Here is a 21,881-nt window from a genome sequence, read left to right as displayed (position 1 = left end):
AATTTGCTGGCCGCTTCCGACTCCGTCACCACGAACCTGGCGCTCATGCCGGGCTTCATGGACCCGTTCAATCTGATCGGCTACTTCGGCGCCTTCGCATTCTGGGGCCTGCTGCTGGTCATTCTGATCGAGTCGGGAGTGCTGTTCCCGATCCTGCCGGGCGATTCGCTGCTGTTCGTCGCCGGGCTCATCGCCGCCGGCAGCGCCACCGCCGAGCATGCCGACAAGGTCGCGGATTCACACCTCAAGCTCGTCTGGTTGCTCATCGGCGTCCCCATCGCCGGGATCATCGGCGGGCAGATCGGCTACTGGATCGGCCGCTACACCGGCACCTCCATGTTCAAGCCCGACGCGCGCTTCCTCAAAGAGAAGTACCTGATCGAGGCGCATGACTTCTTCGAGAAGCGCGGGCCGCTCACCATCTTCATCGCGCGCTTCGTGCCCATCGTGCGCACGCTTGCACCCATCGTCGCCGGCGCCGCGCGCATGCGGTACACCCTGTTCAGCCTCTACAACATCGTCGGCGCCATCGTCTGGGGTGCGGGCATCGTGCTGCTCGGCTACTGGCTGGGCAGCTTCGCGATCATCCAGAAGCTCATCGAACCGATCTTCATCCTCATCGTGCTCGTGTCGATCCTGCCGATGGTGTGGGAGTGGTACAAGCGGCGCAAGTCCAGCGGGGGCGACGCTGCGGCCACCGGGCCGGATCCGGCCGCCGACCGGCCACAGTCCGTTTCACTCGGTTCCGCCGACCCAGAGCAGCCGGCCGGCCAGTGACGTTCTTCAGCACCGCACTCGACCACGTCCAGTCCGCGGGCCCCGGCCTGCTGGTCGTGCTGGTCGCTGCTGTGCTGTTCATCGAATGCGCGTTCCTCATCGGCTTCGTGCTGCCGGGCGATTCACTGCTTGCCACCGCGGGCATGATGTTCGCGGCCGGGCACCAACCGGGGTGGCTGGTGCTCGCAGTGATAGCCGTGTTCGCCGCGGCCGTGGCGGGCAACCACGTGGGCTACCGGATGGGACGTTGCCGCGGGAACAGGCTCGCCGCCCGCCCCGGCGGCCGGTTCGTCAACGCCGAGAACCTCGGAAAGGCTCGGGGCCTGCTCAATCGCTACGGCTTCTGGGGTGTGCTCATGGCGCGCTGGCTGCCGTGGATCCGGACGCTGTGCCCCCAGGTCGCAGGCGCCGCGGCGATGAACCGGCGTTCGTTCGCCATCGCGACGACGCTCGGCGCCCTCGTCTGGGCCCCGGTGATGCTGGTCGTCGGGTACGTCGGCGGTTCGCAGCTCGACCGCGTGCGCTGGCTCATGCCGGTGGTCCTCAGCGGCATGACGCTCGCCGTCATCGTCGTCACCGCGGTCGGAGTGGTGCGCATGCGCAAGGAAGGCCGCGCGCGCCAGTGCGCGGAGGAAGCCGCGCCCGCCCTCACACACTGAGCCGCTGCACCGCCGCTCACCCCGCTCCGTAGCCGGCGACGGTCTTGTCGACCCGCGCCGCCGCCTCCATCAGCATCCAGCCCGACACCTGCACGGACAGATCGCGCTCGGCGACCCGTGCGGTCGGGTCGTCAGGCCGGAACAGGGCCGCCGGCACCACTGCGGGGGTCACCCACTCGTGTCCGAACAGCGGCTCGCCGTCGAACTCGATCCGGTTTCCCCAGGCCGCCTCGGCGGACGTCATCACCAGATTCGCGGCCGTGCCGCGCAGCAGGCCCGCATCGGGCACGGACTCGGGCAGGTCGCACGCGACCCCCGCGAGGTATCGCGCCAGGATCCCGGCGAACAGCCCGCCGTCCTCGCCGCCGTCGCCGTGGATGACGCCGCCGACGCACATGCCCGACGACACCGCCTCGAGCAGTCGCCCGATGCGCTTCCCGCGCATCGCCTGCGACCCCACCGCGTCCGCCGCATGCGCCGCGAGCTCCGTCTCCGCGCCGAGCACCGCACCCTGGCAGTAGGTGTAGTACTCCTGCACCAGCACGCCTTTGCGGATGCCATCGTGGATGAGGGCCGTCTGCGGGTCGCGGAGCGTGGCGTCGAGCCAGTCGCAGAGCCTCTCCGCCGTGTCGGTCCATCCCAGGCGGGCGCAGAGGATCGCCGCCGGGCCATTGGTGGCCGCGTTCAGGAAGTCGCCGCCGCGCCGCCAGGGCAGCACCCCGGTGGCGGGATCGGCGCCGTCCACGAGCGCGGCCGTCATCTTGTCGAATCCGCGCGGCGTGCGCACGCCGCACAGCCGCGTCGCCCGCTCCAGCGCCAACGCCATCCACGCCATGTCGTCGTTGAAGTCGCGCCGCCAGCCGACGGTCCCCGCCCGGCTCACCGTGTTGCGGATCCACGGGGTGCGGCACAGGTTGCCGAGCCGGCGGCGGCGCACCGGGGTGGGGTCACGCACCGCCGCGTCCACTGCGCAGTCGATCAGCTGCGCCTGCCACCAGTAGTGCCAGGAGAGGAACGTCGCGGACGGGACGTCGGCCGGCCAGCGTGCGCAGCCCATCCGCGTCCGCGGGACCGCCCAGAGCCGGCGAATGTGCCGGTGCGAGACAGCCGCCTCCGCGGCATCGGCGCGCGACGCCCACGCGGTGAGCTGCGCCGACGGGCTGCCAGGTGACGACATGATCTCATCGTGCCCGGACCGGGCCCGCCGCGCACGGCGTTCCGAATCCGGCTGCTCACCACGCGGTGGACAGGTTCGCGTGCTGCCGGATCCACGTGTGCATCGCGATGCCGGCCGCCACACCGGCGTTGATGCTGCGCGTGGAGCCGAACTGCGCGATGGACACGGTGAACAGCGCGGCGCTGCGGGCGTCGTCTGTCACCCCGGGCCCCTCCTGGCCGAACAGCAGCATGCACTCGCGCGGCAGGGTCGCCGTCTCGATCGGCACCGACCCGGGCACATTGTCCACCGCGACCACGCCCAGCCCGTGCTCCGACGCGTAGTCCAGCAGGGCCGGAACGTCCGGATGATGCTCGATGTGCTGGTAGCGGTCCGTGACCATGGCGCCCCGCCGGTTCCAGCGCCGCCGGCCGACGATGTGCACGGCCCCCACCGCGAAGGCGTTGGCGGTGCGCACCACGGTCCCGATGTTCGAGTCGTGGCCGAAGTTCTCGATGGCGATGTGCAGAGGATGGCGCCGGGTGTCGATGTCCGCGACGATCGCCTCGCGCCGCCAGTACCGGTAGGCGTCGACGACGTTGCGGCGGTCGCCTTCCTCGACCAGTGCGCGGTCCAGACGCGGGTCGTCCGGCACGGGCCCGCAGCGCTCCTCGTGCCACGGGCCGAGGCCCACGGGGCGCGGATTCCACTCGGTGGGGCCGGGAGCGTCGAGCTGCGGGTCCTGGCCCTCGTGCCGGGGGCCCGGCATGTCCGGCGTCCACGCGTCGGGTGCGTTGCGGCTGGTGTGAGGCACGGGGCGACGGTACCCCGCCGCCGCGCACCCGGCCCGCCGACGCGCACCCGGCGTATCGCGGCGAGTGCGCGTGCGACAGACTGCGCAGAGGACCAGGCGCACGGCCCGGCGCACCCATGGCAAGGAGTCTTCGAGTGAAACCGTCCCGGCTGATCGCCCGTCTGCTCTCACCGCTGGCGATCACCCTGTTCCTCGCCGGCATGTACCTGGGCCTGAGCCGGCCCACGCTGGTGCAGTCACCATTGGGCGCCGTCCAGTGCGCGTCGGCGTTCGGCACCGGTTCGGTGCAGGGCGCCACGGAGACCGGCCAGGCCAGCTGCGCCGCGCTGACCTCCGAACGCCAGGTGTGGGCGTCGGCCATGCTGGCGATCTCGATCGGCCTGCTGCTGGGCCTTGTGTGGGTCACCGCCACGTCCATTTCGACGGACGACGCCGGCCCGCGTACGCGCACCGGCGCCCCGGACGGGGCCTGGCCGCCGCTGGACCCCTCCGCCGGCTGGGCCGACTACCCCGGCCAGTCCCCCACCACGCGCGCGCCCCAGCACCCCGAGGGGCCCGGCGCCATCCCTCCGCAACCGCCCCGGCACCGTCCGACGGAGGACTAGGCTGGAGTCGTGGGCGTGCCGGTTTAGCCGCCACGGTTCCGGTCGATACTGACGGTGATCGCGCGGTGGTCCGCGACGCCCGGGTCGAGGTCGGTGAGCTGAATGAGCCGTGCACGTTCCGTACGAGCGGTGGCGATCGCAACCGCTCTGTTCGTCGCCGCGTTCATCGCATGGGTGACGGTGCTGCACACCATCGCGCCGCGGGGCACGCTCGCCGCGCAGATCGTCATCCTGCTGGGCGGCTACGTTTTCCTGCTCGCCATCGGGTTGATGTGGGCGCACCGGCGTCCCCGCTTGGCGCGCCACGGCTACGAGGGATGGGCCACGATCCTCGCCGTGCACCCGTTGCAGCCGCGTGAGCTCACCGGCGAGCTCACGGACATCAAGCTACGCCTCGTCGTCCCGGGCGCGGTGCCGTACGCGGGGCACATCGTGCGGATGCTCGCCCCGCACGAGCGCGCCCTCTTCCTGCCGGGCGAAACCTTCCCCATCCGCGTCGACCCGCGCGACAGGGACCACGTGCTGCTGCAGCCGCACCTGATGCCGCACTGAACCGGCCTCCGGACCACAGGCCCGGGCGGCTAGCGTCGGCGCAGCGCCAACATGCCCTCGACGAGCATCACGTGAGCGGCACCGTAGCTGGCGATCACGAATGCCTCCGCCAGGCGCCGGGCGGCCGCACCCCGCAGGAACATCCGCCGGCCCACGATCGCCGCGTCCGACGCCGTGAACAGCATTCCTCCGGCGCCGAGCCAGGTGCGGGTGTCGGCCCCATCGGGGCGCACCACGTCGGCGATCCGGGACGCGCCCGGCGCCAGCCCGGGGTCGGCCGCGAGCGTCGCCGTGGCGCCCAGCGCCAGCGAATACCCGCTGAGCGTGGACGCCACCTGCGGCATCCGCCAGTGCAGCAGCGCCGCACCCGCCGCCGCGGACCCGCCGCCCACCAGCGCGGACTTGAGCTTCGGCTTCGCGCCGTGCTGCCGCAGGTACTGCCCGTAGGCGGACTGCATCACGCCGAAGGCCGACGCCCCGCGCCGTAGGCGTTCGTCGTCGTCCGCGTCGACCATGAACACGTCGCCCACGGTCGCGCCAGCCAGCCCGACGAGCAGAAGCGTCATGTCCACGCCGTCGATCGCGCCGGCGCGCCGCTCACGCACCACGCGGGCCGCCAGCGCGGGCCCCAGTGTGGTCTTGGTGGCGTATTGGATGCGCTTGTCGCCCGTCAGCGCCAGCGCCGTCGTGGCGAGCGCCCCGGTCAGGTACACCACGTGCTCGGGGTGCAGTCCGCCCGATCCGCGCAGCGACGTACCCACCCTGCGCAGAACGGACCGCGCGCCGTCACGGGTCATTCCGCGGCCCCCGCCAGCCCGAGGTCCGCGAGCCCCAGCAGCGAGCGGTAGGGGACGCCCTCGGCTTCGATGATCTGCGCCGCGCCGGTGTCGCGGTCGACCACCGTCGCCACGCCGACGACGTCCGCGCCCTCCTCGCGCAACGCCCGTACCGCGGTGAGCGGGGAGTTGCCCGTGGTGGTGGTGTCCTCGACGACGAGCACGCGGCGGCCGCGCACGTCCGGGCCCTCGATACGCCGCTGCATCCCGTGCTGTTTGGCCGACTTGCGCACCACGCACGCGTCGACCGGGCGCCCCGGTGCGTGCATCACCGCCAGGGCCACCGGGTCGGCACCCATGGTCAGCCCGCCGACGGACGTGTACTCCCAGTCCGCGGTGAGCTCGCGCAGGAGCCGGCCGATCAGCGGCCCCGCCCGATGGTGCAGCGTGGCCCTGCGGAGGTCCACGTAGTAGTCGGCCTCCTTGCCCGACGACAGCGTCACCTTCCCATGCACCACGGCGTGCTCGCGGACGAGTCCCGCCAGCTCGGCCGTGGCATCACCGTCGGTGGACGGTGCCGTGGTCGCGGTCCGGTCCGGGTTCGTCATCTGCCACCTCGTGTCGGGTCGATCGGGTCGGGCTCGCGCATCCGGGCCGCATACTCGTCCCGCGCGCCGTTGTCTCTGTCTTCGAACGTGCTGGCGGCGATCATCCCCTCGCCGGCTCCGCGCCCGTCGCCGTCGGGCGCATACACGCCGGCGCTGAAGCGGCGTGGCCTCGCCCTTCCGCGCAGGGCGCTCCGCGCCGCGAGGGCGATGAACACCAGCACCGGGATCACCCCGAACAGCACCGTCTCCATAGCGCGCCTACCTCGCCGGCCCAGCAGGGCCGGTCCGGTCCGCACCGGCGCTCACGGGCGCGGGCTTCCCGGGTCGTGCGCCATCGCCTGAGGCACGGGACCGCCGAGGGCCGGGGGAAGGACCCGCAACAGCGAGGTGAACCTGGACAGCGCGGCGACGGCGTCGTCGCAGTCGTCGGGGCCCGCCCCGGACACGAGCCACGCGAACGTCCAGTCCCCTTCGCTCCACAACGTGTCGACGCATTCGGGCACCGCCTCGGCGAAGGCGACCATGCGCCTGTCGCACACCCTGCGGGCCACGCCCAGGTCGTTGGAGAACGCGAAGAACCGTCCGACGGCGCCGAGGATGTGCACCTCGGGCTCCGTGGGGGCGGGTGAGGTCTCGGCGCGCAAGTCGAACACGACCGGCGATCCGACCGCACGCTGCAGGCAGACGACGGTCTCCCGCTGCGGCGCGGCCGCCTCCTGCCCCACCTGCGGCGGCACCTCGAGGTCCGTGATGTACATCTGCGAGCCGTCCAGCAGCCCCATCGCCACATCGACGGCCCGCGAGTGCGGGAACTCCTCGAACACGCCGCGGCGCCACTCCGCGGTGAGCCCCGGCTCCGCGTCGGCGTACACCAGCCCGCGGGCGCCGGCCCAGTCCCTGCGCCCCACCCGGGCGGGCTCGGGCTTGTTGCGGTCCAGGTACATCAGCGCCACGGCGCCGATCAACGCCAACGCGGCCAGGACGAACCAGAAGATAGACATCGATGGACAGCTTAAGCGTGAACCCGTCGGAGACGTGGAAGCATCGCCGATGACGGCGCGATCCGCGTCTGATAACGACTGCCGGCGGTCACCTGGTCCCCGCGCCCAGCTCGGGGAACGCGCCGCCGAGGACCATGTCGGCCTTGATGGTGCCGTCGGACTGGTTCTCGCCTCCGACGAACACCAGGTCGCCGACGGCGAGCTTGGAGATGCCGCCGGTACCCCGCACCGTTGCGAAGTAGGTGTGCCCGTCGGTGTCCACCTGGTTCTCGCTGCCGTCGATGGTGCGTACGAAGAACGTGGATCCGTCGATGGACGCGACGACGCCCAGCGCCGCGCTGGTACCGCCGTGCTCGGACTGGCCGCCGGCACCGGCCGAGGATCCGCCGCCCAGCGAGCCGAACGGCGCCTGCGGGGACTGCGCCCCCTCGCCCCCGGAACTCCCCTGCGGCAGCGGGCCGGTGGCGCTGCCGCCCTGTCCGCCGGGCGCACCGGTCGCGGGCGCCTGCTGCGCTATCCCCACCGGCACCGCAGGCTCCTCGTCGGACGAGCCCAGGCCCACGGACACGAGGTAGGCGCCGCCCAGCCCGATCAGCAGGACGCACACCGCCGCGACGAGAGCGCCGACGCCGCCGATGGGCCTGCGCTTCCTCTCCGCGGCGTCGGTGTACCCGGGCTCCACGTACGCCGGCGAGCCGAACGCGGTGGGCTGCACCGGCGCCGTCGGGAACGCCATCGTGTCCTGCTCGTGGCCGGGCCCGGGCGCGTACGACGGGCCCGGCGGATAAGGGGCGTCGGGCCTGTCCGGCCCGTAGGGCCCGTCCGGCCCGTAGGGCCCGTCCGGCCCGTAGGGGGCGTCCGGCCTGTACGCCTCGTCGCCCGGGTGCCACGGGCGCGGCTCTCCGGAGTGGGGCGCGCCGGGGGGACGCGCACCGGGGTGAGGCCGGGACCATGCGGCGCCTGAAGCGTCGTCATTGCGCGACGAACGATCCGGGTCATCCATCTCGATGTGGCCTCCCATCGGAACCTCGGCATGCACCACCGGCGACACCGCGGCGTGCGTTCCCGGCGCATTCTCCGGGCCGGGCCGCGTGCCGGCTGCGTGCTGCTCAGGCTAGGCACGGATCCTGAGTGCAGGCTGTGAACCCGCGTGGTTTCCGCTGAGGGCGCCAACACACACCCCGCGCCCGGACAGCGGTGTGCCCGGACCCCGTCGAGGTCCGGGCACACTATACGTGCGGCGGCGGCTCCCGTGTGATGACCGCACGGCGGGCCGCAGGGCGTCTTCAGCGCAGATTGTCGGTCTTTGCCCGCACTTCACGGGCGCCGAAGTCGAGCCCGCGCCCGGAGGCCAGCCCGATGGCGAGTACCGCACCGGCGGCGATCAGGAGTCCTGCAAGCATGTCGTGTCCCTTCGTCGGGGCCCGGCTCCGGCCGGACCCTGGGTGGTGCGCAGCGCACGCCGCCCCCGTGAACATTCTGTGCATGCCGGACACACCAAATCTACCTATGACGGCCGGTACCGCCTATGATGTTGGTCATGAGGCGGCCGTGAGCGAGACCGGCGTCTCACCTACGGCCGACTCCGCTATGACCCAGACGACAGGACCAGGCTCTCGCCGTCCCCCGCCACGGTGACCGGCACCGCGTCCCCGTCCCGGATCTCGCCGGCGAGCAGCTTCTTGGCCAGCTGGTCGCCGATGGCCTGCTGGATCAGCCTGCGCAGCGGACGCGCCCCGTAGGCCGGGTCGTAGCCGCGCGCCGCCAGCCAGGCCCGCGCGGGGCCGGAGACGTCCAACGTGAGCCGGCGCGCCTCGAGCCGCTGGGCCAGCTGGCCCAGCTGGATGTCGACGATCGATTCCAGCTGCTGCTCCGAGAGCGGGTCGAAGATGACCACGTCGTCGAGCCGGTTGACGAACTCCGGCTTGAAGGTGGCCTTCACCGCCGCCATCATCTGGTCGTGGCCGCCGCCCGCGCCCAGGTTGGACGTGAGGATCAGGATCGTGTTGCGGAAGTCCACCGTCCGACCCTGGCCGTCGGTGAGGCGACCGTCGTCGAGCACCTGCAGCAGGATGTCGAGCACGTCCGGATGGGCCTTCTCGACCTCGTCGAACAGGACCACCGTGTAGGGGCGGCGGCGCACCGACTCGGTGAGCTGCCCGCCGGACTCGTAGCCGACGTACCCCGGGGGCGCACCGACCAACCGGGCCACCGAATGCTTCTCCGAGTACTCCGACATGTCGATCCGCACCATCGCGTGTTCGTCGTCGAAGAGGAACCCGGCGAGCGACTTGGCCAGCTCCGTCTTGCCCACGCCCGTGGGACCCAGGAACAGGAAGGAGCCCGTGGGACGGTTTGGGTCGGCGACGCCGGCGCGCGCCCGCCGGACCGCGTCGGACACCGCCTGGACGGCCTCGGACTGTCCGACCACTCGCCTGCCCAGCTCCTGCTCCATGCGCAGCAGCTTGGCCGTCTCGCCCTCGAGCATGCGGCCCGCGGGGATCCCGGTCCACGCGGAGACGACCTCGGCGACGTCGTCGGGGCCCACCTCCTCCTTGAGCATCACGTCGCCCGCACCGTCGTCGCCGGCCTCGCCGGTGGCGGCGGCCAACTCCTTCTCCAGCTCGGGGATCCGCCCGTAGCGCAGCTCAGCGGCTTTGCCCAGGTCGCCGTCGCGCTCGGCGCGCTCGGACTCGCCGCGCAGGTTCTCCAACTGCTCCTTGAGCTCGCGCACCGCGTCGATGGACTGCTTCTCGTTCTGCCACCGCGCCATAAGCTGGCTGAGCTTCTCGCGCTCGTCGGCCAGCTCCTCGCGCAGCTTGTCCAGTCGCTCCTTCGAGGCCGCGTCATCCTCCTTGGCCAGCGCCACCTCCTCGATCTCGAGGCGACGGACGATCCGCTCGACCTCGTCGACCTCCACGGGACGCGAGTCGATCTCCATGCGCAGCCGCGAGGCGGCCTCGTCCACCAGGTCGATGGCCTTGTCCGGCAGGAACCGCGAGGTGATGTACCGGTCCGACAGCGTCGCAGCCGACACCAGTGCGGAGTCGGTGATGCGCACACCGTGGTGCACTTCGTAGCGCTCCTTGAGCCCGCGCAGGATGCCGATGGTGTCCTCCACGCTCGGCTCACCCACGAGCACCTGTTGGAAGCGCCGCTCCAACGCTGCGTCCTTCTCGATGTACTTGCGATACTCCTCGAGCGTGGTGGCGCCGACCAGCCGCAGCTCACCCCGGGCGAGCATCGGCTTGATCATGTTGCCGGCGTCCATCGCGGACTCGCCGGTGGCGCCGGCGCCCACGATGGTGTGCAGCTCATCTATGAAGGTGATGATCTGGCCGTCACTCTCCTTGATCTCGTCGAGCACGGCCTTGAGCCGCTCCTCGAATTCGCCGCGGTACTTGGCGCCCGCCACCATCGAGCCGAGGTCCAGGGAGATGACCGTCTTGCCGCGCAGCGACTCGGGCACGTCGCCCGCCACCACGCGCTGCGCGAGCCCCTCGACGATGGCCGTTTTGCCCACGCCGGGCTCACCGATGAGCACCGGGTTGTTCTTGGTGCGCCGGCTGAGCACCTGGACGACGCGGCGGATCTCGGTGTCGCGGCCGATCACCGGGTCGAGCTTGCCTTCGCGCGCAGCGGCGGTGAGGTCCGTCGAGTACTTTTCCAGCGACTGGTAGGTGGACTCCGGGTCCTCGCTGGTCACCCGCCGATTGCCGCGCACGGTGGTGAACGCCTCGCGGAGCGCGTCCGGCCCGGCCCCGTGCCCGGTGAGCAGCGTGGCGACGTCGGAGTCGCCGGTCGCCAGGCCCACGAGCAGGTGCTCGGTGGAGACGAACTCGTCCGACATCTCGCCGGCCAGCTTCTGCGCCACCGTCACCGCGGCGAGCGACTCCCGCGACAGGTTCGGCTGCGCGGACGCGCCCGACGCCGTCGGCAGCGCGTCCACCAGCCGCTGCGCCTCGGCGCGGACCGCCTGCGGGTCGACGCCCACGGCGCGCAGCAGCGGCGCGGCGATCCCGTCCGTCTGGTCGATCAGCGCCACCAGCAGGTGCGCGGGCCGGATCTCCGGGTTGCCTGCGGCCGATGCCGACTGCAGGGCAGACGACAGCGCCGCCTGGGTCTTGGTTGTCGGGTTGAACGATTCCATTTCCACCCCTCTTCACGGGTCGGACCGGGCCGCGGCGCGAACCCGTCTTGGGATCTCACGCCCCGTGCGCACCGCTGAGCCGATATTGTTGATACTGACTCACTCAACCTTGGGATAGGTGAGTCTATTCCACTCAATACACGTCGGCGCGCCGCTATTGCATGATGTACGACACACGCGTGGTCCACGGGCATTGCGCCCATTCCTCCAACCCGCGCGGCCTCGGCGCACAACGCTGCACTGTGCAGACGGAGGCGCATCCGAAGTCCTACATCGCCCGGCCGGCGATACCCGCACAGATGCGGAAACAGTGCGGGACCTCCCCGGCCTGCCCGCCCGCGAAGCCCCGCACCGCTCATGCCTGCCCGAACCCCACCCGCCGCACCCCGACCGAGCGGCTGCGAGTTTCGCCCCTAGAGCGTCGCCCCCTCTGCGGATGCCGGATCGCCGTCTTCTGCTGGCACGGGCCGGTTGGGGATGAATGCCGTGGCAAGCAGCCCGATCACAAGGAAACCGGCTGCTATGAAACCGCCGAGGTTGATGCCCTCGGTCATGGCCATCCGCGCAGCATCGGCAACGAACGATGTGCTCGGATTGGCCGCAAGCGAGTCGATCACCGCGCCCGCACTATCGGTGACTGACGAGGTCAAGGTGTCCACCTGCCCGCCTGACAGGCCCGCGTCGGCCAGTCGTGTCGACAGCCGCGAGCCGAGCGTCGTGAAGAACACAGTCGAGAGCAGTGCGATTCCCAGCGCGGTGCCGAGTTGCCGGAAGGCGCTTTGAACCCCGGCCCCCTGCCCCGCGCTGCTCTCAGGGATGTCCTGCAAGACGACGTTCGTGACTTGCGCTGTGGCGAAGCCGACGCCGACACCGTAGAGCAGCAGCGCCACAGAGACCAGCCACCAACTGCTGTCGGTAGCGGCGATCAAGCCCAGCCCTGCCAAACCGACGGCTTCGAGGCCCAGGCCGATGCGCAGCATGTTCAGCGGCGAAACGTGAGCGGCCATCCCAAAACTCGCGCCGTTCGCGAAGAAGCTGCCGATGGCCACGGGCACCAGCGCGAGCCCGGACTGAAGCGGGCTGTAACCGAGCGTGAACTGCATCCACAGCGGCAGCACCGCGATGATCCCGAATTCGCCGAGACTGATGATGAGGGTGGCGATGTTCCCGTTGCGGAACGACGAGATGCGGAAGAGCCGAACGTCCATCAGGGCATACGTGCTGTCGCCTCGGCTCAGCACAGCCTGCCGACGTACGAAGCCCGCCAACGTGGCAGCGGCAACCACCAACGCGATCAGCACGGGAGAAGGCCCGCCACCCCATGTGAAGCCGAGAATCTGCATCGGCTCGGTGGTGATCAGCCATCCGTAGTTCCGGCCCTCGATGAGCCCGAATGCGAGGAGGCCGAGCCCGACCACGGACAACAGCGCGCCGGGGATATCGATACGGCCCCTGGTACGGGGCGACGGCGCCAGGAAGAGCAGAACTCCCGCGATGATGATCAGCACCAAGGGCACGTTGATGCCGAATGCCCAGCGCCACGAGAAGTGTTCGGAAAGCCAGCCGCCCAGCACCGGTCCGAGCGCGGCGGCGGCACCGATCGTCGAACCCCAGACGGCGAAGGCCTGCCCCCGGGCCTTGCCGGTGAACGTCGCGTTGAGTAGCGATAGCGACGTGGGCAGGATCATCGCAGCGCCGGCTCCTTGAAGGAATCGAGCGACGATCAGGATCCCGCTTGAGGGCGCCAGGCCTGCCAACGCACTGGTCAGGCCGAAGACCACCACCCCCAGAAGGAAGACCCGCCGAGCCCCGACGATGTCGGCGATCCGCCCTGTCAATAGCAGCAACGCGGCGAACGAGATGGCGTAGGACTCCAGGATCCACTGGGCCTGTACCGAGGTGGCATCCATGCCCTCGACGATCGTGGGCACGATCACGTTGACGATCGTCGTGTCCGCCACGATGATCGCCACGCCCAACGCGATGGCGATGAGGCCTAGCCATTTGCGGGCAACTGGTGAAATCTTCACATCATCTCCATAGTAAAGTAACTTGACTATGAAGTTAGTTCCACTGCGCTACGTTGTCAACGACGACAGGCGGAACGGCGGAGGAGGCGCGACCATGGCGGAAGAGTCGGTCGAGGCCGTGGTGGCGCAACGGGAGCGGATGATGGAAGGCCTCCGGACGTTCGGCGGGCACTTCACAGAGTTCAGCCGGGTCTTCGCCCGGTGGCTCGGCTTGCACGCCACCGACGCGAACGCGCTGCTGCAAATCATCGCAGCGGAGGAGCGGGGCGTTCCGCTCTCGCCGGCCCGCCTCAGCAAGAGCCTGCCCCTGTCATCAGGGGCTACGACGGCACTGCTGAACCGGCTGGAGGAGGCCGGCCATATCATTCGCACCCGCGAACACGCCGATCGCAGAATCGTGACGCTACGCAGCAGCAAGTACATTCACGAGCGCGCCGACATGTTCTTCCGCCCCCTCGGCGAGCGTCTGGACGCGTTGATCTCCACCTATCCGCCCCGGATGCTGCGGACGTTCGAGGCGTTCGTCGGCGAACTGTCGAAAGCGATGGAGGAGGAACTCGACCGGGACGACCGCAACCGATGAGCCGCAGTTGCGAGGCATGGTCGGCCCGAGGTCCGGATCGATCCCGGGACTGCGGCCCCGCCTCAGTCGGGCGGGGCCGCCGGCCGCCACTGCCCCACCTCATACCATCCGCTCAGCACCCTCCCAGTACCGCGCCCGCAACGCCTTCTTGTCGGGCTTGCCGAGCCCCGTCACCGGGATCGCGTCGATGACGTCGACCGACTTGGGCGAGTGCACCGACCCCAGGGCGTCCTTGACCCGTGCGATCAGCGCGTCCGCGTCGATGGCGGCGCCCTCACGCGGGACCACGCACGCCTTGACGGCTTCGCCCCACTTCTCATCGGGCACGCCCACGACGGCGACGCCGGCGACGGCCGGGTCTGCGGAGAGGACGTCCTCGATCTCGCGCGGGAACACGTTGAATCCGCCGGTGACGATCATGTCCTTCTTGCGGTCGACGATGGTCATGAATCCGCCCCGGTCCATGCGCGCGACGTCGCCCGTGTGCAGCCACCCGCCGCGCAACGCCTCCTCGGTCTGCTCCGGTTTGTTCCAGTAGCCGCGCATGACCAGGGGACCGCGCACGCAGATCTCGCCCAGCTCGCCGCGTGCCACCTCGTTCAAGTCGTCGTCGAGCAGTCGCACGTCCAGCCACGGCACCGGCCGGCCGCAGGAGGCGAGCCGCGCCGGGTCGTCGGGCAGATGCTCCTCGCGACGCATGACGGCGATACTCATCCCGCACTCGGACTGGCCGTAGAACTGGAAGAACACCGGCCCCAGCTTGGCCATGCCCTCCCGCAGCCGGGACGGCGACATCGCGGACGCCCCATAGAACAGGGTCTGCAGGCTGGACAGGTCGCGTCGGTCGATGTCCGGATGATCCAGCAGCATGTAGATCATCGTCGGCACCAGCATGGTGGAGGTGATCCGGTACTTCTCGATCGCCGCCAGCACTGCGCCCGGCGAGAACTGCTCGAGCACCACCAACGCGCCGCCACGCAGCAGGGTCGGCAGGAAGAACGCGGCGCCGGCGTGCGAGAGCGGCGTGCACACCAGGAAGCGCATGTCGTCGGGCAGCTGCCACTCCGACATCTGGATCTGCGGCAGCGTCACACCCGATCGGAAGGTGTTGACGACGCCCTTCGGCTTGCCCGTGGTGCCGCCGGTGTACACCATCGACGACGCGTCCTCGCCGTCCACATCCGCGGCCACCAGCGGCCTCGGTTCGAACGTGGCGGCCAGTGCCAGGATGTCCGTGCCCGCCTCCGACGGCCCCAACGACAACAGCGTCGTCAGCGTGGGGCACGCATCGCGCAGCTGCGCAGCGCGCTCCTCGTAGTGGCGGGGGTCGAAGACGAGCATCTCGATCTGCGCGTCGTCGATGATGTAGCGGTGCGCGTCGAGCTCCACGGTGGGGCTCAGCGCGGTGTTGCGGCACCCGGCGATGATGGTCGACCCCATCGAGATGAGCACCTCGGGCCGGTTCTTCGACAGCATCGACGCCTTCGTGCCCTTGCCGACGCCCAGCGATTCGAGGGCCTGGATGAAGCAGCTGATCTGGTCGCGCACCTCGCCCGCGGTGAGCACCACGTCGCCCAGGTACAACGCCGGCTTGTCCTGGTTGCGGTCGAGGGCGCGGATCAGCAGATCGGGCATGTACTGCATGCGGTGCAGAGCGGGGTCCGCCGCCCCCGCCACGCCGGCCGGCCCCGGAGTGCCCGCAGAGTCCGTCGTAAGGATGTCGCTCATCGTCCCTCCACTTTCGTCGTGATCCACCCGACACTATCGCCAGAACTGACACATGTTCCAGCACCGGTTCCCGGAGCACTCCCGGCAGGTGTCGTGAGACGCCCGCCACCTGCCGCGACGCCGGGTCCTCCCCCGGTTCAGTACGCTGTACCCGCAGCGGATGCAGCGGGTACAGGCCGGATGGACCGCGTCGGTGCGCGGCCGTGGTGCCGATCAGGAAGGGGGTCGCATGTCCACAGCGGAACCGTCCCCGCGACAACGCTTCCTGGCGTTTCTGCATGAGGACTCCGACGCTCTCAGCGCAGAGATCTTCGCGCGGTTCTTCGCGTACCGGCCCGCCGCCCGCGCGATGTTCCCGGCGAACATGGTCGAGCACCGCGCGGTGTTCATGGACGTCCTCGTGTACGTGGTGCGCTCGATCGACGACCCCGACGCAGAACCCGCCATGATGGCGTTCCTGGGCCAGCTGGGCCGCGATCACCGCAAGTTCGGGGCCGCCACCGAGGACTATTCGGCCTTCCGCAAGTCGATGGCGATGGTCATCTCGCAGCGACTGGCCCACCGGCGCACCCCGGAGATCGACAAGCTCCTGCTGCTACTGGTGCGCGCCACCACTGAGCTGATGAACGCGGGCGCCGCCAAGGACCCGGGACCGGCCTTCGTCGAGGCGACGGTGGTCGAGCACATCCGGGCCACCCGGGACCAGGCCGTCATCCGCCTGCAGGCCGAGGCACCCGTCCCCTACCGGGCGGGCCAGTACCTGAGCGTGCGCACCACGTTGGGCGGCTGGCGCTACCTCTCCCCCACCATCCCGCCCAACCCCGGCGGTCAGGTGGAGTTCCTCGTCCGCACCGTCCCAGGCGGCGACGTCAGCGGCCCGGTGGTGTCCGGTACGCGGGTGGGCGACCGGTGGCGGCTCGGCGCGGCGCACGGGTCGATGCAGGTGGACCGCGACGCCGGCTGCGACGTGCTCATGGTCGCGGGCGGTTCCGGGGTGGCCCCCATGCGGTCGATCATCGTGGACATGGCCCGCTTCGGCGAGAATCCCCGGGTGCACCTGTTCTACGGCGCGCGGCATCCCGGAGACCTCACCGAGATGCCCACACTGTGGCGGCTGTCCATCACGAACCCGTGGCTCACCGTGGTGCCGGTGTCGGAGGAGACCGAGGACCCTTGGTGGCTCACGGGCACCGACAGCCGTTACGAGCCGGGTATGCACTCGCGGCAGACGGGCACGCTCGCCGACGTCGTCACGTCATACGGAGCGTGGTCGGACCGGCGCGTGCTGGTGTGCGGTTCACCCAAGATGGTCGAGGCCACCGTGGGCCGGCTCCTCGCGGCCGGCACGCCCCGCGAGAACATCGCCTTCGACCCGTACTGATCCCCCATTCGGTGGAACCGCGCATTCCCCCGCCGGATCCTCCCGCCACGGGACAGACCCGGCTCTGATTCCGAGGGACTGTGGGTGCATCGCCGGATCACACCGGCGATGCAGACGAAACACACAGTCCCGCAATAGGAGTCATCATGAAGATCCGCAGCGCGATCTCCGCAGGAATCCTCACGGCCACGGCCGCCGCCGCCATCGGCGTCTCGGCCGCCACGGGGGCCTCCGCCACGCCGCCGCCCGCGATCCCGGTGGGGTCGCTGTGCATCACGCCCGATGGTTCCCTGTGCCTGCAGCCCGCGCCGGCCGAGGCGACGATCACCACGGTGGTCACCAACAACACCGACGCGACGATGTACTTCACCGGCGGCCACGCCCCCGACGGGCACTGGGTCGACGGCCCCTCGCACACCATCGCCCCGCACACGTCGCAGACCGTGCGCGTGGCGAGCGACGCCGGCCCCGGCGTGGGCGTGTACCTCGACTACCACCTGTCCGCCTGGTGGGGGAACGTCGGCGATGTGACGATCGCGGTGAACAACTACCACGCGCAGACGAACACCGACGGATCCGCCGCGAGCCCGGGCGTGCGCCTGGACCCGCACTTCGTGCACGGTTCGCCGGATGCGCGGTACATCTTCACGGTGAGCTGACCGTTCCGGGTGCGCAGGCCGGCCGGCGTCGGCCGTTCAGCCGGCGTCGGCGGGCGCCGCGCGGGGCGTGCCCGGTGCAAGTTCGTCGATCAGCGCCTCGACCTTCTCCCGGATCCGGTCGCGGATGGGCCGCACGGCCTCGATTCCGCGGCCGGCCGGGTCGTCGAGCGCCCAGTCGCGGTAGCTGATCCCCGGGAACACCGGGCACGTGTCCCCGCACCCCATGGTGATGACGACGGTCGACGTTTCGACGGCGTCCGCGGTGAGTATCCGCGGGCTGCTGCCCGCGATGTCGATGCCCGCCTCCGCCATCGCCTCGACCGCGGCCGGGTTCACGGCGTCGGCGGGGGCGGTGCCGGCCGAGCGGACTTCGATCCGGTCCCCGGCGAGCGCGGAGAGGTAGACGGCCGCCATCTGCGACCGTCCGGCATTGTGCACGCACACGAACAGCACGCTGGGCACGGTGGGCATGGGGTTCCTTTCGAGGACACGATGGAAGTGCGGACCGCGGCGCGTCCGGCACGCGACGTCACGCCGGCGGCGCAGATTATGCCTCCGCCACCCGTTCCGACGCGAAGCGCCTGCGCAGCCGCAACGACAGGTAGGCGAGCCCGACGAGGATCGGAACCTCGATCAGCGGGCCGACCACCCCCGCCAGCGCCTGCCCGGAGGCCACGCCGAAGGTGCCGATCGCCACGGCGATGGCCAGCTCGAAGTTGTTGCCCGCGGCGGTCATCGCCATGGCCACGGTCCGCTTGTAACCCAGGCCCAGCGCCGCGCCGGTGCCGAAGCCGACGCCCCACATGATCGCGAAGTACAGCAGCAGCGGCAGCGCGATGCGCACCACGTCGAGCGGGCGGGAGGTGATCTGTTCGCCCTGCATCGCGAACAGGATCACGATCGTGAACAGCAAGCCGTACAGCGCCCACGGGCCGATCCGCGGCAAGAAGGCCTGCTCGTACCACTGACGCCCCTTGGCCCGCTCGCCCAGGCGCCGGGTGAGATAGCCGGCGACCAGCGGGATCCCCAGGAAGATCAGCACCGATTTGGCGATCTGCCAGGGCGACGCGTCGATGCTCGTCTGCTCGAGCCCCAGCCACCCCGGCAGCACGGACAGGTAGAACCAGCCGAGGACGGCGAACATGATCACCTGGAACACCGAGTTGATCGCCACCAGCACAGCGGTGGCCTCCCTGTCGCCGCAGGCCAGGTCGTTCCAGACGACCACCATGGCGATGCACCGCGCCAGTCCGACGATGATGAGGCCGGTGCGATACTCCGGCAGGTCCGGAAGCAGCGTCCACGCCAGGGTGAACATCACCGCCGGTCCGACGATCCAGTTGAGCAGCAGGGAGCTGACCATGAGCCTGCGGTCGCCGGCGATCGCGCCCACGCGGTCGTAGCGCACCTTCGCCAGCACCGGGTACATCATGATCAGGAGGCCCAGGGCGATCGGCACCGACACCCCGTCGACCTGCACGGCGTCGAGCGTGGTGTCCAGCCCCTCGAAGACGGCCCCGAGCCCCAGCCCGGCCGCCATGGCCAGTCCGATCCACACCGGCAGGAACCGGTCGAGGAACGACAGCTTCTGCGCATGCTGCGTTGCGGGCGCGGAGGTGTCCACGCTCATGCCGGCGCCTCCGTCGCATCGGCCGCCTGGACATGCGGGGCGTCCGCCGACCCGACGGGCCGGGTGAACAGGGCGGCGAGACGGTCGGTCGCCTCCGGAAGCAGCCAGTAGTACACCCAGGTGCCCCGGCGCTCCGAGCCGATCAGGCCGGCCTGCCGCAGCTGCTTGAGATGGTGCGAGATCGTCGGCTGTGTCAGGTCGAAGGCCGGCGTCAAGTCGCACACGCACACCTCGCCACCGTCGTGTGAGGCGATCATCGACAGCAGGCGCAGCCGTACCGGGTCGCCCAGCGCCTTGAACACCCGCGACAGTTCGACGGCTTCCTCGCCTCCCACCGGCGCGACGAGCAATCCTCCGCGGCACCCGCACTCGTCCCCACGCACGTCCAGCTGATTCGACATAGCTCGATATTGACAGGTTTCAATTCAGGGTGCAATCTTGCATCGACAGACATCGAATCACAAAATCGGAGGACACCTTGTCCCGTGTGCAACTCGCGCTCAACGTCGCCGATCTGGAAGGCTCGATCGCGTTCTATTCCGCCCTGATCGGTGTGGCGCCCGCCAAGCGGCGGCCCGGCTACGCGAACTTCGCGGTCGCGGATCCGCCGCTCAAGCTCGTCCTCATCGAAGGCGAGCCCGACCAGTCCACGAGATTGGACCACCTGGGCGTCGAGGTCGAATCCGCGGACCAGGTCGCCGCCGCCACCACACGGTTCGCCGACGTCGGCCTGGCGACCTTCGAAGAGAACGACACCACGTGCTGCTACGCGGTGCAGGACAAGGTCTGGGCCCACGGCCCCGGCGCCGAACCCTGGGAGGTCTACGTCGTCAAGAGCGACGCGGACGCGATGGGCGACTCCCCCGCACGCAGCGGCGCCTGCTGCTCTTCGGGCAGCGAGGGCTGACCGCGCCTGCATCAGCCCTCAACGACGCCGTGCCCGGCCCGGGGCACCCGCACCACCGTCGTCGTGCCCCGTCCGGGCGCGGAGTCCATCTCCCAGGTGCCGCCCACGGATTCGATCCGCAGCACGTGCGAGGCGAGCCCGATGTGCCCCTCCGCGATGCGCTCCGGAAGCATGCCCCGGTCGAACCCCGCGCCGTCGTCGGCAACCGTCATCTCCATGAACCGGCCAGACTGCCCCAACGAAACAGTCACCCGATCCGCCCTCGCATGCTTGACCACGTTCGCCAGCAGCTCACGCGCAGTCGAATACAGCAGCGCCTGCTCGGCCGGCCTGCCCACGCCGTCGATCTCCACCTGCGTCTCGAAACCGCCGCGGCGTGCGCTCTGGTCCACCAGTTCGCGCAGCGCGGCCGCGAGCCCCAGGTGCTCGAGCACCTGCGGGTTCAGCGTGGTCACGGTGGCGCGCAGCTGGCCGGCGGTGTCGCGCAGGATCGACTCTGCACCCTCGAGGGCGGGGTCGGGATGACGCTCGGAGGCCTCCTCCACGTCCATCCGCGCCGCCAGGATGTTCTGCAGGGGCCCGTCATGCAGGTGCTCGGCCAGCCGCTGACGTTCGCGCTCCTCCACCCGCAGCGCCTCCGCCACGAGCTTCCGCCGGGCGGTGAGCAACTCCATCACCGCCGCGGAACGCCGCTCGAGCACCGCGGACAGTGCCGTCATCGCCGCCGCCAGCCATGCCAGGAAGGCCGCGTAGAGGAAGGCGACGTCCGGCAGGTCGACGGTGTCGTCCCGCACGGCGTAGAAGAGCCACACCAGCACGAAGCCGGCGACGGTCAACACGCCGAGCGCCGCAGTGATACGCGGGCCGTGCAGGAACGCGGCCGCCACCGGCAGCACGAAGAACACCGGCACCAGCACCGACGTCGCCCCGCCCGACGCCGCACACAGCGACACCAGTCCCACGATGTCGACCGCCGTGGACACTCCGAGGGCCCAGCGCGCCACGCGCCCCCGCCACACCAGCCACAGCCACCAGACCGCGACGAGCGCCCAGAACGCCAGCAACCCCCAGTACAGGCCCGGCAGCCAATGATCCACGGGCACGGCGGTGCCCACCATCACCATGATCAACAGCAGCGGCACCCGCAGCAGGGCCGTGACCCGCAGCGCCTCCACCGAATGGTCGCGGACGGCGTCGTCGCGCACGCTCACATGCTCACCCGCCCGGCGTCACCGCAGGATCCCCCTGCGCATCGCCTCGGCCACCGCGGCGGCCCTGTCGGTGACACCGAGCTTCTCGTACAGGCGCTGCACGTGCGTCTTCACCGTGGACGGGGCCAGGAACAGCTCGCCGGCGATCGTCGGCACCGATTTGCCCTGCGCAATGCCGTCGAGCACCTCCGCCTCGCGGTCGCTCAGCGCCGGCCCCTCCTTGCGGCGCCGCACCTCGGAGACCAGGCCGGCGGCCAGTTCCGGCGGCAGGACGTCGCGGCCCTTCGCGCAGTTGCGGACGGCCAGCACGATCTCGGCACGCGAGGACTCCTTGGGCAGAAAACCCGACGCCCCGTCCTCGAGCGCGCTGTAGACGATGGCGGACTCGTCGTGACCGGACAGGATCAGCACCCGCGTCGGCAGCTTCTCCGCCGTGACGGCCGCCGCCACTGCGGCGCCGTCGAGCGCGGGCATCCGGTAGTCCAGCAGCGCCACCTGCGGGCGGTGCTCCCGGATCGCGTCCAGAGCCGCGGCGCCGTCATCGGCCTCTGCCACCACCGTGATGCCGTCGGCGGCGGCGAGCGCCCGCACCACGCCCTCACGGAACATCGGGTGATCGTCGCCCACGACTACGCGCACTTCCACGCCTTGAAG

The 21,881-nt window shown here is 70.4% G+C and carries 23 protein-coding genes; 8 read left to right on the top strand and 15 right to left on the bottom strand.

Annotated features, from left to right (window positions below):
• Positions 1 to 45 precede the first annotated feature (45 nt).
• Together JJ683_RS04295 and JJ683_RS04290 are read left to right on the top strand one after the other, a co-directional pair.
• Entirely contained in the window at positions 46 to 777 is a 732-nt protein-coding gene (locus JJ683_RS04295; protein WP_200171592.1) for a DedA family protein, read from the top strand.
• Positions 774 to 1,436, top strand: coding sequence for a DedA family protein (locus JJ683_RS04290; RefSeq protein ID WP_200171542.1), 663 nt, complete (start codon positions 774 to 776; stop codon positions 1,434 to 1,436). Before JJ683_RS04295 ends, JJ683_RS04290 begins: the two co-directional genes overlap by 4 nt.
• Positions 1,437 to 1,452: 16 nt before the next feature.
• On the opposite strand, the gene JJ683_RS04285 is transcribed toward JJ683_RS04290, so the two are convergent.
• Both JJ683_RS04285 and JJ683_RS04280 read right to left on the bottom strand, forming a co-directional pair.
• Complete coding sequence (locus JJ683_RS04285) at positions 1,453 to 2,613, bottom strand: glycoside hydrolase family 76 protein (RefSeq protein WP_200171540.1); 1,161 nt, start codon at positions 2,611 to 2,613, stop codon at positions 1,453 to 1,455.
• 55 nt (positions 2,614 to 2,668) lie between these two features.
• Positions 2,669 to 3,361 (bottom strand): TrmH family RNA methyltransferase, encoded by a 693-nt coding sequence (locus tag JJ683_RS04280; RefSeq protein ID WP_200171590.1) that lies wholly within the window; start codon positions 3,359 to 3,361, stop codon positions 2,669 to 2,671.
• 179 nt (positions 3,362 to 3,540) lie between these two features.
• Here JJ683_RS04280 and JJ683_RS04275 point away from each other — a divergent pair, with 179 nt between their 5' ends.
• Entirely contained in the window at positions 3,541 to 4,011 is a 471-nt protein-coding gene (locus JJ683_RS04275) for a hypothetical protein (RefSeq protein WP_200171538.1), read from the top strand.
• Positions 4,012 to 4,140: 129 nt separating this feature from the next.
• Complete coding sequence (locus JJ683_RS04270) at positions 4,141 to 4,563, top strand: hypothetical protein (protein WP_200171536.1); 423 nt, start codon at positions 4,141 to 4,143, stop codon at positions 4,561 to 4,563.
• 29 nt (positions 4,564 to 4,592) lie between these two features.
• On the opposite strand, the gene JJ683_RS04265 is transcribed toward JJ683_RS04270, so the two are convergent.
• From JJ683_RS04265 to JJ683_RS04235, 7 genes are all read right to left on the bottom strand, one after another.
• Positions 4,593 to 5,360: a lysoplasmalogenase family protein gene (locus JJ683_RS04265; RefSeq protein WP_200171534.1), complete on the bottom strand. Its 768-nt coding sequence runs from the start codon at positions 5,358 to 5,360 to the stop codon at positions 4,593 to 4,595.
• Entirely contained in the window at positions 5,357 to 5,947 is a 591-nt protein-coding gene (gene pyrE, locus JJ683_RS04260; protein WP_200171532.1) for an orotate phosphoribosyltransferase, read from the bottom strand. Before pyrE ends, JJ683_RS04265 begins: the two co-directional genes overlap by 4 nt.
• Positions 5,944 to 6,198, bottom strand: a complete 255-nt coding sequence (locus tag JJ683_RS04255; RefSeq protein WP_200171530.1) for a hypothetical protein — start codon at positions 6,196 to 6,198, stop codon at positions 5,944 to 5,946. The genes pyrE and JJ683_RS04255 overlap by 4 nt, the downstream gene beginning before the upstream one ends.
• A gap of 51 nt (positions 6,199 to 6,249) precedes the next feature.
• The gene (locus tag JJ683_RS04250) at positions 6,250 to 6,948 is read right to left on the bottom strand and encodes a TtfA family protein (RefSeq protein WP_200171528.1); all 699 of its coding nucleotides are present in this window, start codon (positions 6,946 to 6,948) and stop codon (positions 6,250 to 6,252) included.
• A gap of 88 nt (positions 6,949 to 7,036) precedes the next feature.
• Positions 7,037 to 7,684 carry a DUF5666 domain-containing protein gene (locus tag JJ683_RS04245; RefSeq protein ID WP_207279924.1) on the bottom strand — a complete coding sequence of 216 codons (648 nt, stop codon included), beginning with the start codon at positions 7,682 to 7,684 and terminating at the stop codon, positions 7,037 to 7,039.
• Between the two features lie 852 nt (positions 7,685 to 8,536).
• The gene (gene clpB, locus JJ683_RS04240) at positions 8,537 to 11,098 is read right to left on the bottom strand and encodes an ATP-dependent chaperone ClpB (RefSeq protein ID WP_200171524.1); all 2,562 of its coding nucleotides are present in this window, start codon (positions 11,096 to 11,098) and stop codon (positions 8,537 to 8,539) included.
• A gap of 413 nt (positions 11,099 to 11,511) precedes the next feature.
• Positions 11,512 to 13,128, bottom strand: coding sequence for an MFS transporter (locus tag JJ683_RS04235; RefSeq protein ID WP_200171522.1), 1,617 nt, complete (start codon positions 13,126 to 13,128; stop codon positions 11,512 to 11,514).
• 94 nt (positions 13,129 to 13,222) lie between these two features.
• Between JJ683_RS04235 and JJ683_RS04230 the strand changes: the two genes are divergently transcribed.
• Positions 13,223 to 13,711: a MarR family winged helix-turn-helix transcriptional regulator gene (locus JJ683_RS04230; RefSeq protein WP_200171520.1), complete on the top strand. Its 489-nt coding sequence runs from the start codon at positions 13,223 to 13,225 to the stop codon at positions 13,709 to 13,711.
• A gap of 99 nt (positions 13,712 to 13,810) precedes the next feature.
• Here the strand turns inward: JJ683_RS04230 and JJ683_RS04225 are convergent, their stop codons facing one another.
• Positions 13,811 to 15,355, bottom strand: coding sequence for an AMP-binding protein (locus JJ683_RS04225; protein ID WP_242474400.1), 1,545 nt, complete (start codon positions 15,353 to 15,355; stop codon positions 13,811 to 13,813).
• A gap of 313 nt (positions 15,356 to 15,668) precedes the next feature.
• On the opposite strand from JJ683_RS04225, the gene JJ683_RS04220 reads away from it, so the two are divergent.
• Together JJ683_RS04220 and JJ683_RS04215 are read left to right on the top strand one after the other, a co-directional pair.
• A complete protein-coding gene (locus JJ683_RS04220) occupies positions 15,669 to 16,820 on the top strand; it encodes an FAD-binding oxidoreductase (protein WP_200171516.1) in 1,152 nt (383 codons plus the stop codon).
• 146 nt (positions 16,821 to 16,966) lie between these two features.
• Entirely contained in the window at positions 16,967 to 17,479 is a 513-nt protein-coding gene (locus JJ683_RS04215) for a hypothetical protein (protein ID WP_200171514.1), read from the top strand.
• 36 nt (positions 17,480 to 17,515) lie between these two features.
• Here JJ683_RS04215 and JJ683_RS04210 read toward each other — a convergent pair whose 3' ends face one another.
• The 3 genes from JJ683_RS04210 to JJ683_RS04200 all read right to left on the bottom strand — a co-directional run bounded on the left by JJ683_RS04210 (position 17,516) and on the right by JJ683_RS04200 (position 19,510).
• Entirely contained in the window at positions 17,516 to 17,950 is a 435-nt protein-coding gene (locus JJ683_RS04210; RefSeq protein WP_200171512.1) for an arsenate reductase ArsC, read from the bottom strand.
• A 76-nt stretch (positions 17,951 to 18,026) separates the two neighbouring features.
• Positions 18,027 to 19,109 (bottom strand): ACR3 family arsenite efflux transporter, encoded by a 1,083-nt coding sequence (gene arsB / locus JJ683_RS04205; protein ID WP_200171510.1) that lies wholly within the window; start codon positions 19,107 to 19,109, stop codon positions 18,027 to 18,029.
• On the bottom strand, positions 19,106 to 19,510 hold the full coding sequence (locus JJ683_RS04200; protein WP_200171508.1) for an ArsR/SmtB family transcription factor: 405 nt from the start codon (positions 19,508 to 19,510) through the stop codon (positions 19,106 to 19,108). Before JJ683_RS04200 ends, arsB begins: the two co-directional genes overlap by 4 nt.
• 77 nt (positions 19,511 to 19,587) lie before the next feature.
• On the opposite strand from JJ683_RS04200, the gene JJ683_RS04195 reads away from it, so the two are divergent.
• Positions 19,588 to 20,016, top strand: a complete 429-nt coding sequence (locus JJ683_RS04195; protein ID WP_200171506.1) for an ArsI/CadI family heavy metal resistance metalloenzyme — start codon at positions 19,588 to 19,590, stop codon at positions 20,014 to 20,016.
• A gap of 11 nt (positions 20,017 to 20,027) precedes the next feature.
• Here JJ683_RS04195 and JJ683_RS04190 read toward each other — a convergent pair whose 3' ends face one another.
• Positions 20,028 to 21,221, bottom strand: a complete 1,194-nt coding sequence (locus JJ683_RS04190) for a sensor histidine kinase (protein ID WP_307810676.1) — start codon at positions 21,219 to 21,221, stop codon at positions 20,028 to 20,030.
• A 24-nt stretch (positions 21,222 to 21,245) separates the two neighbouring features.
• Positions 21,246 to 21,872 carry a response regulator gene (locus JJ683_RS04185; protein ID WP_307810675.1) on the bottom strand — a complete coding sequence of 209 codons (627 nt, stop codon included), beginning with the start codon at positions 21,870 to 21,872 and terminating at the stop codon, positions 21,246 to 21,248.
• Positions 21,873 to 21,881: the final 9 nt, after the last annotated feature.

The organism is Tomitella cavernea (genome assembly GCF_016599145.1).
Taxonomy (GTDB): Bacteria; Actinomycetota; Actinomycetes; order Mycobacteriales; family Mycobacteriaceae; genus Tomitella; species Tomitella cavernae.
This window is presented reverse-complemented; position numbering and strand designations above follow the sequence as displayed.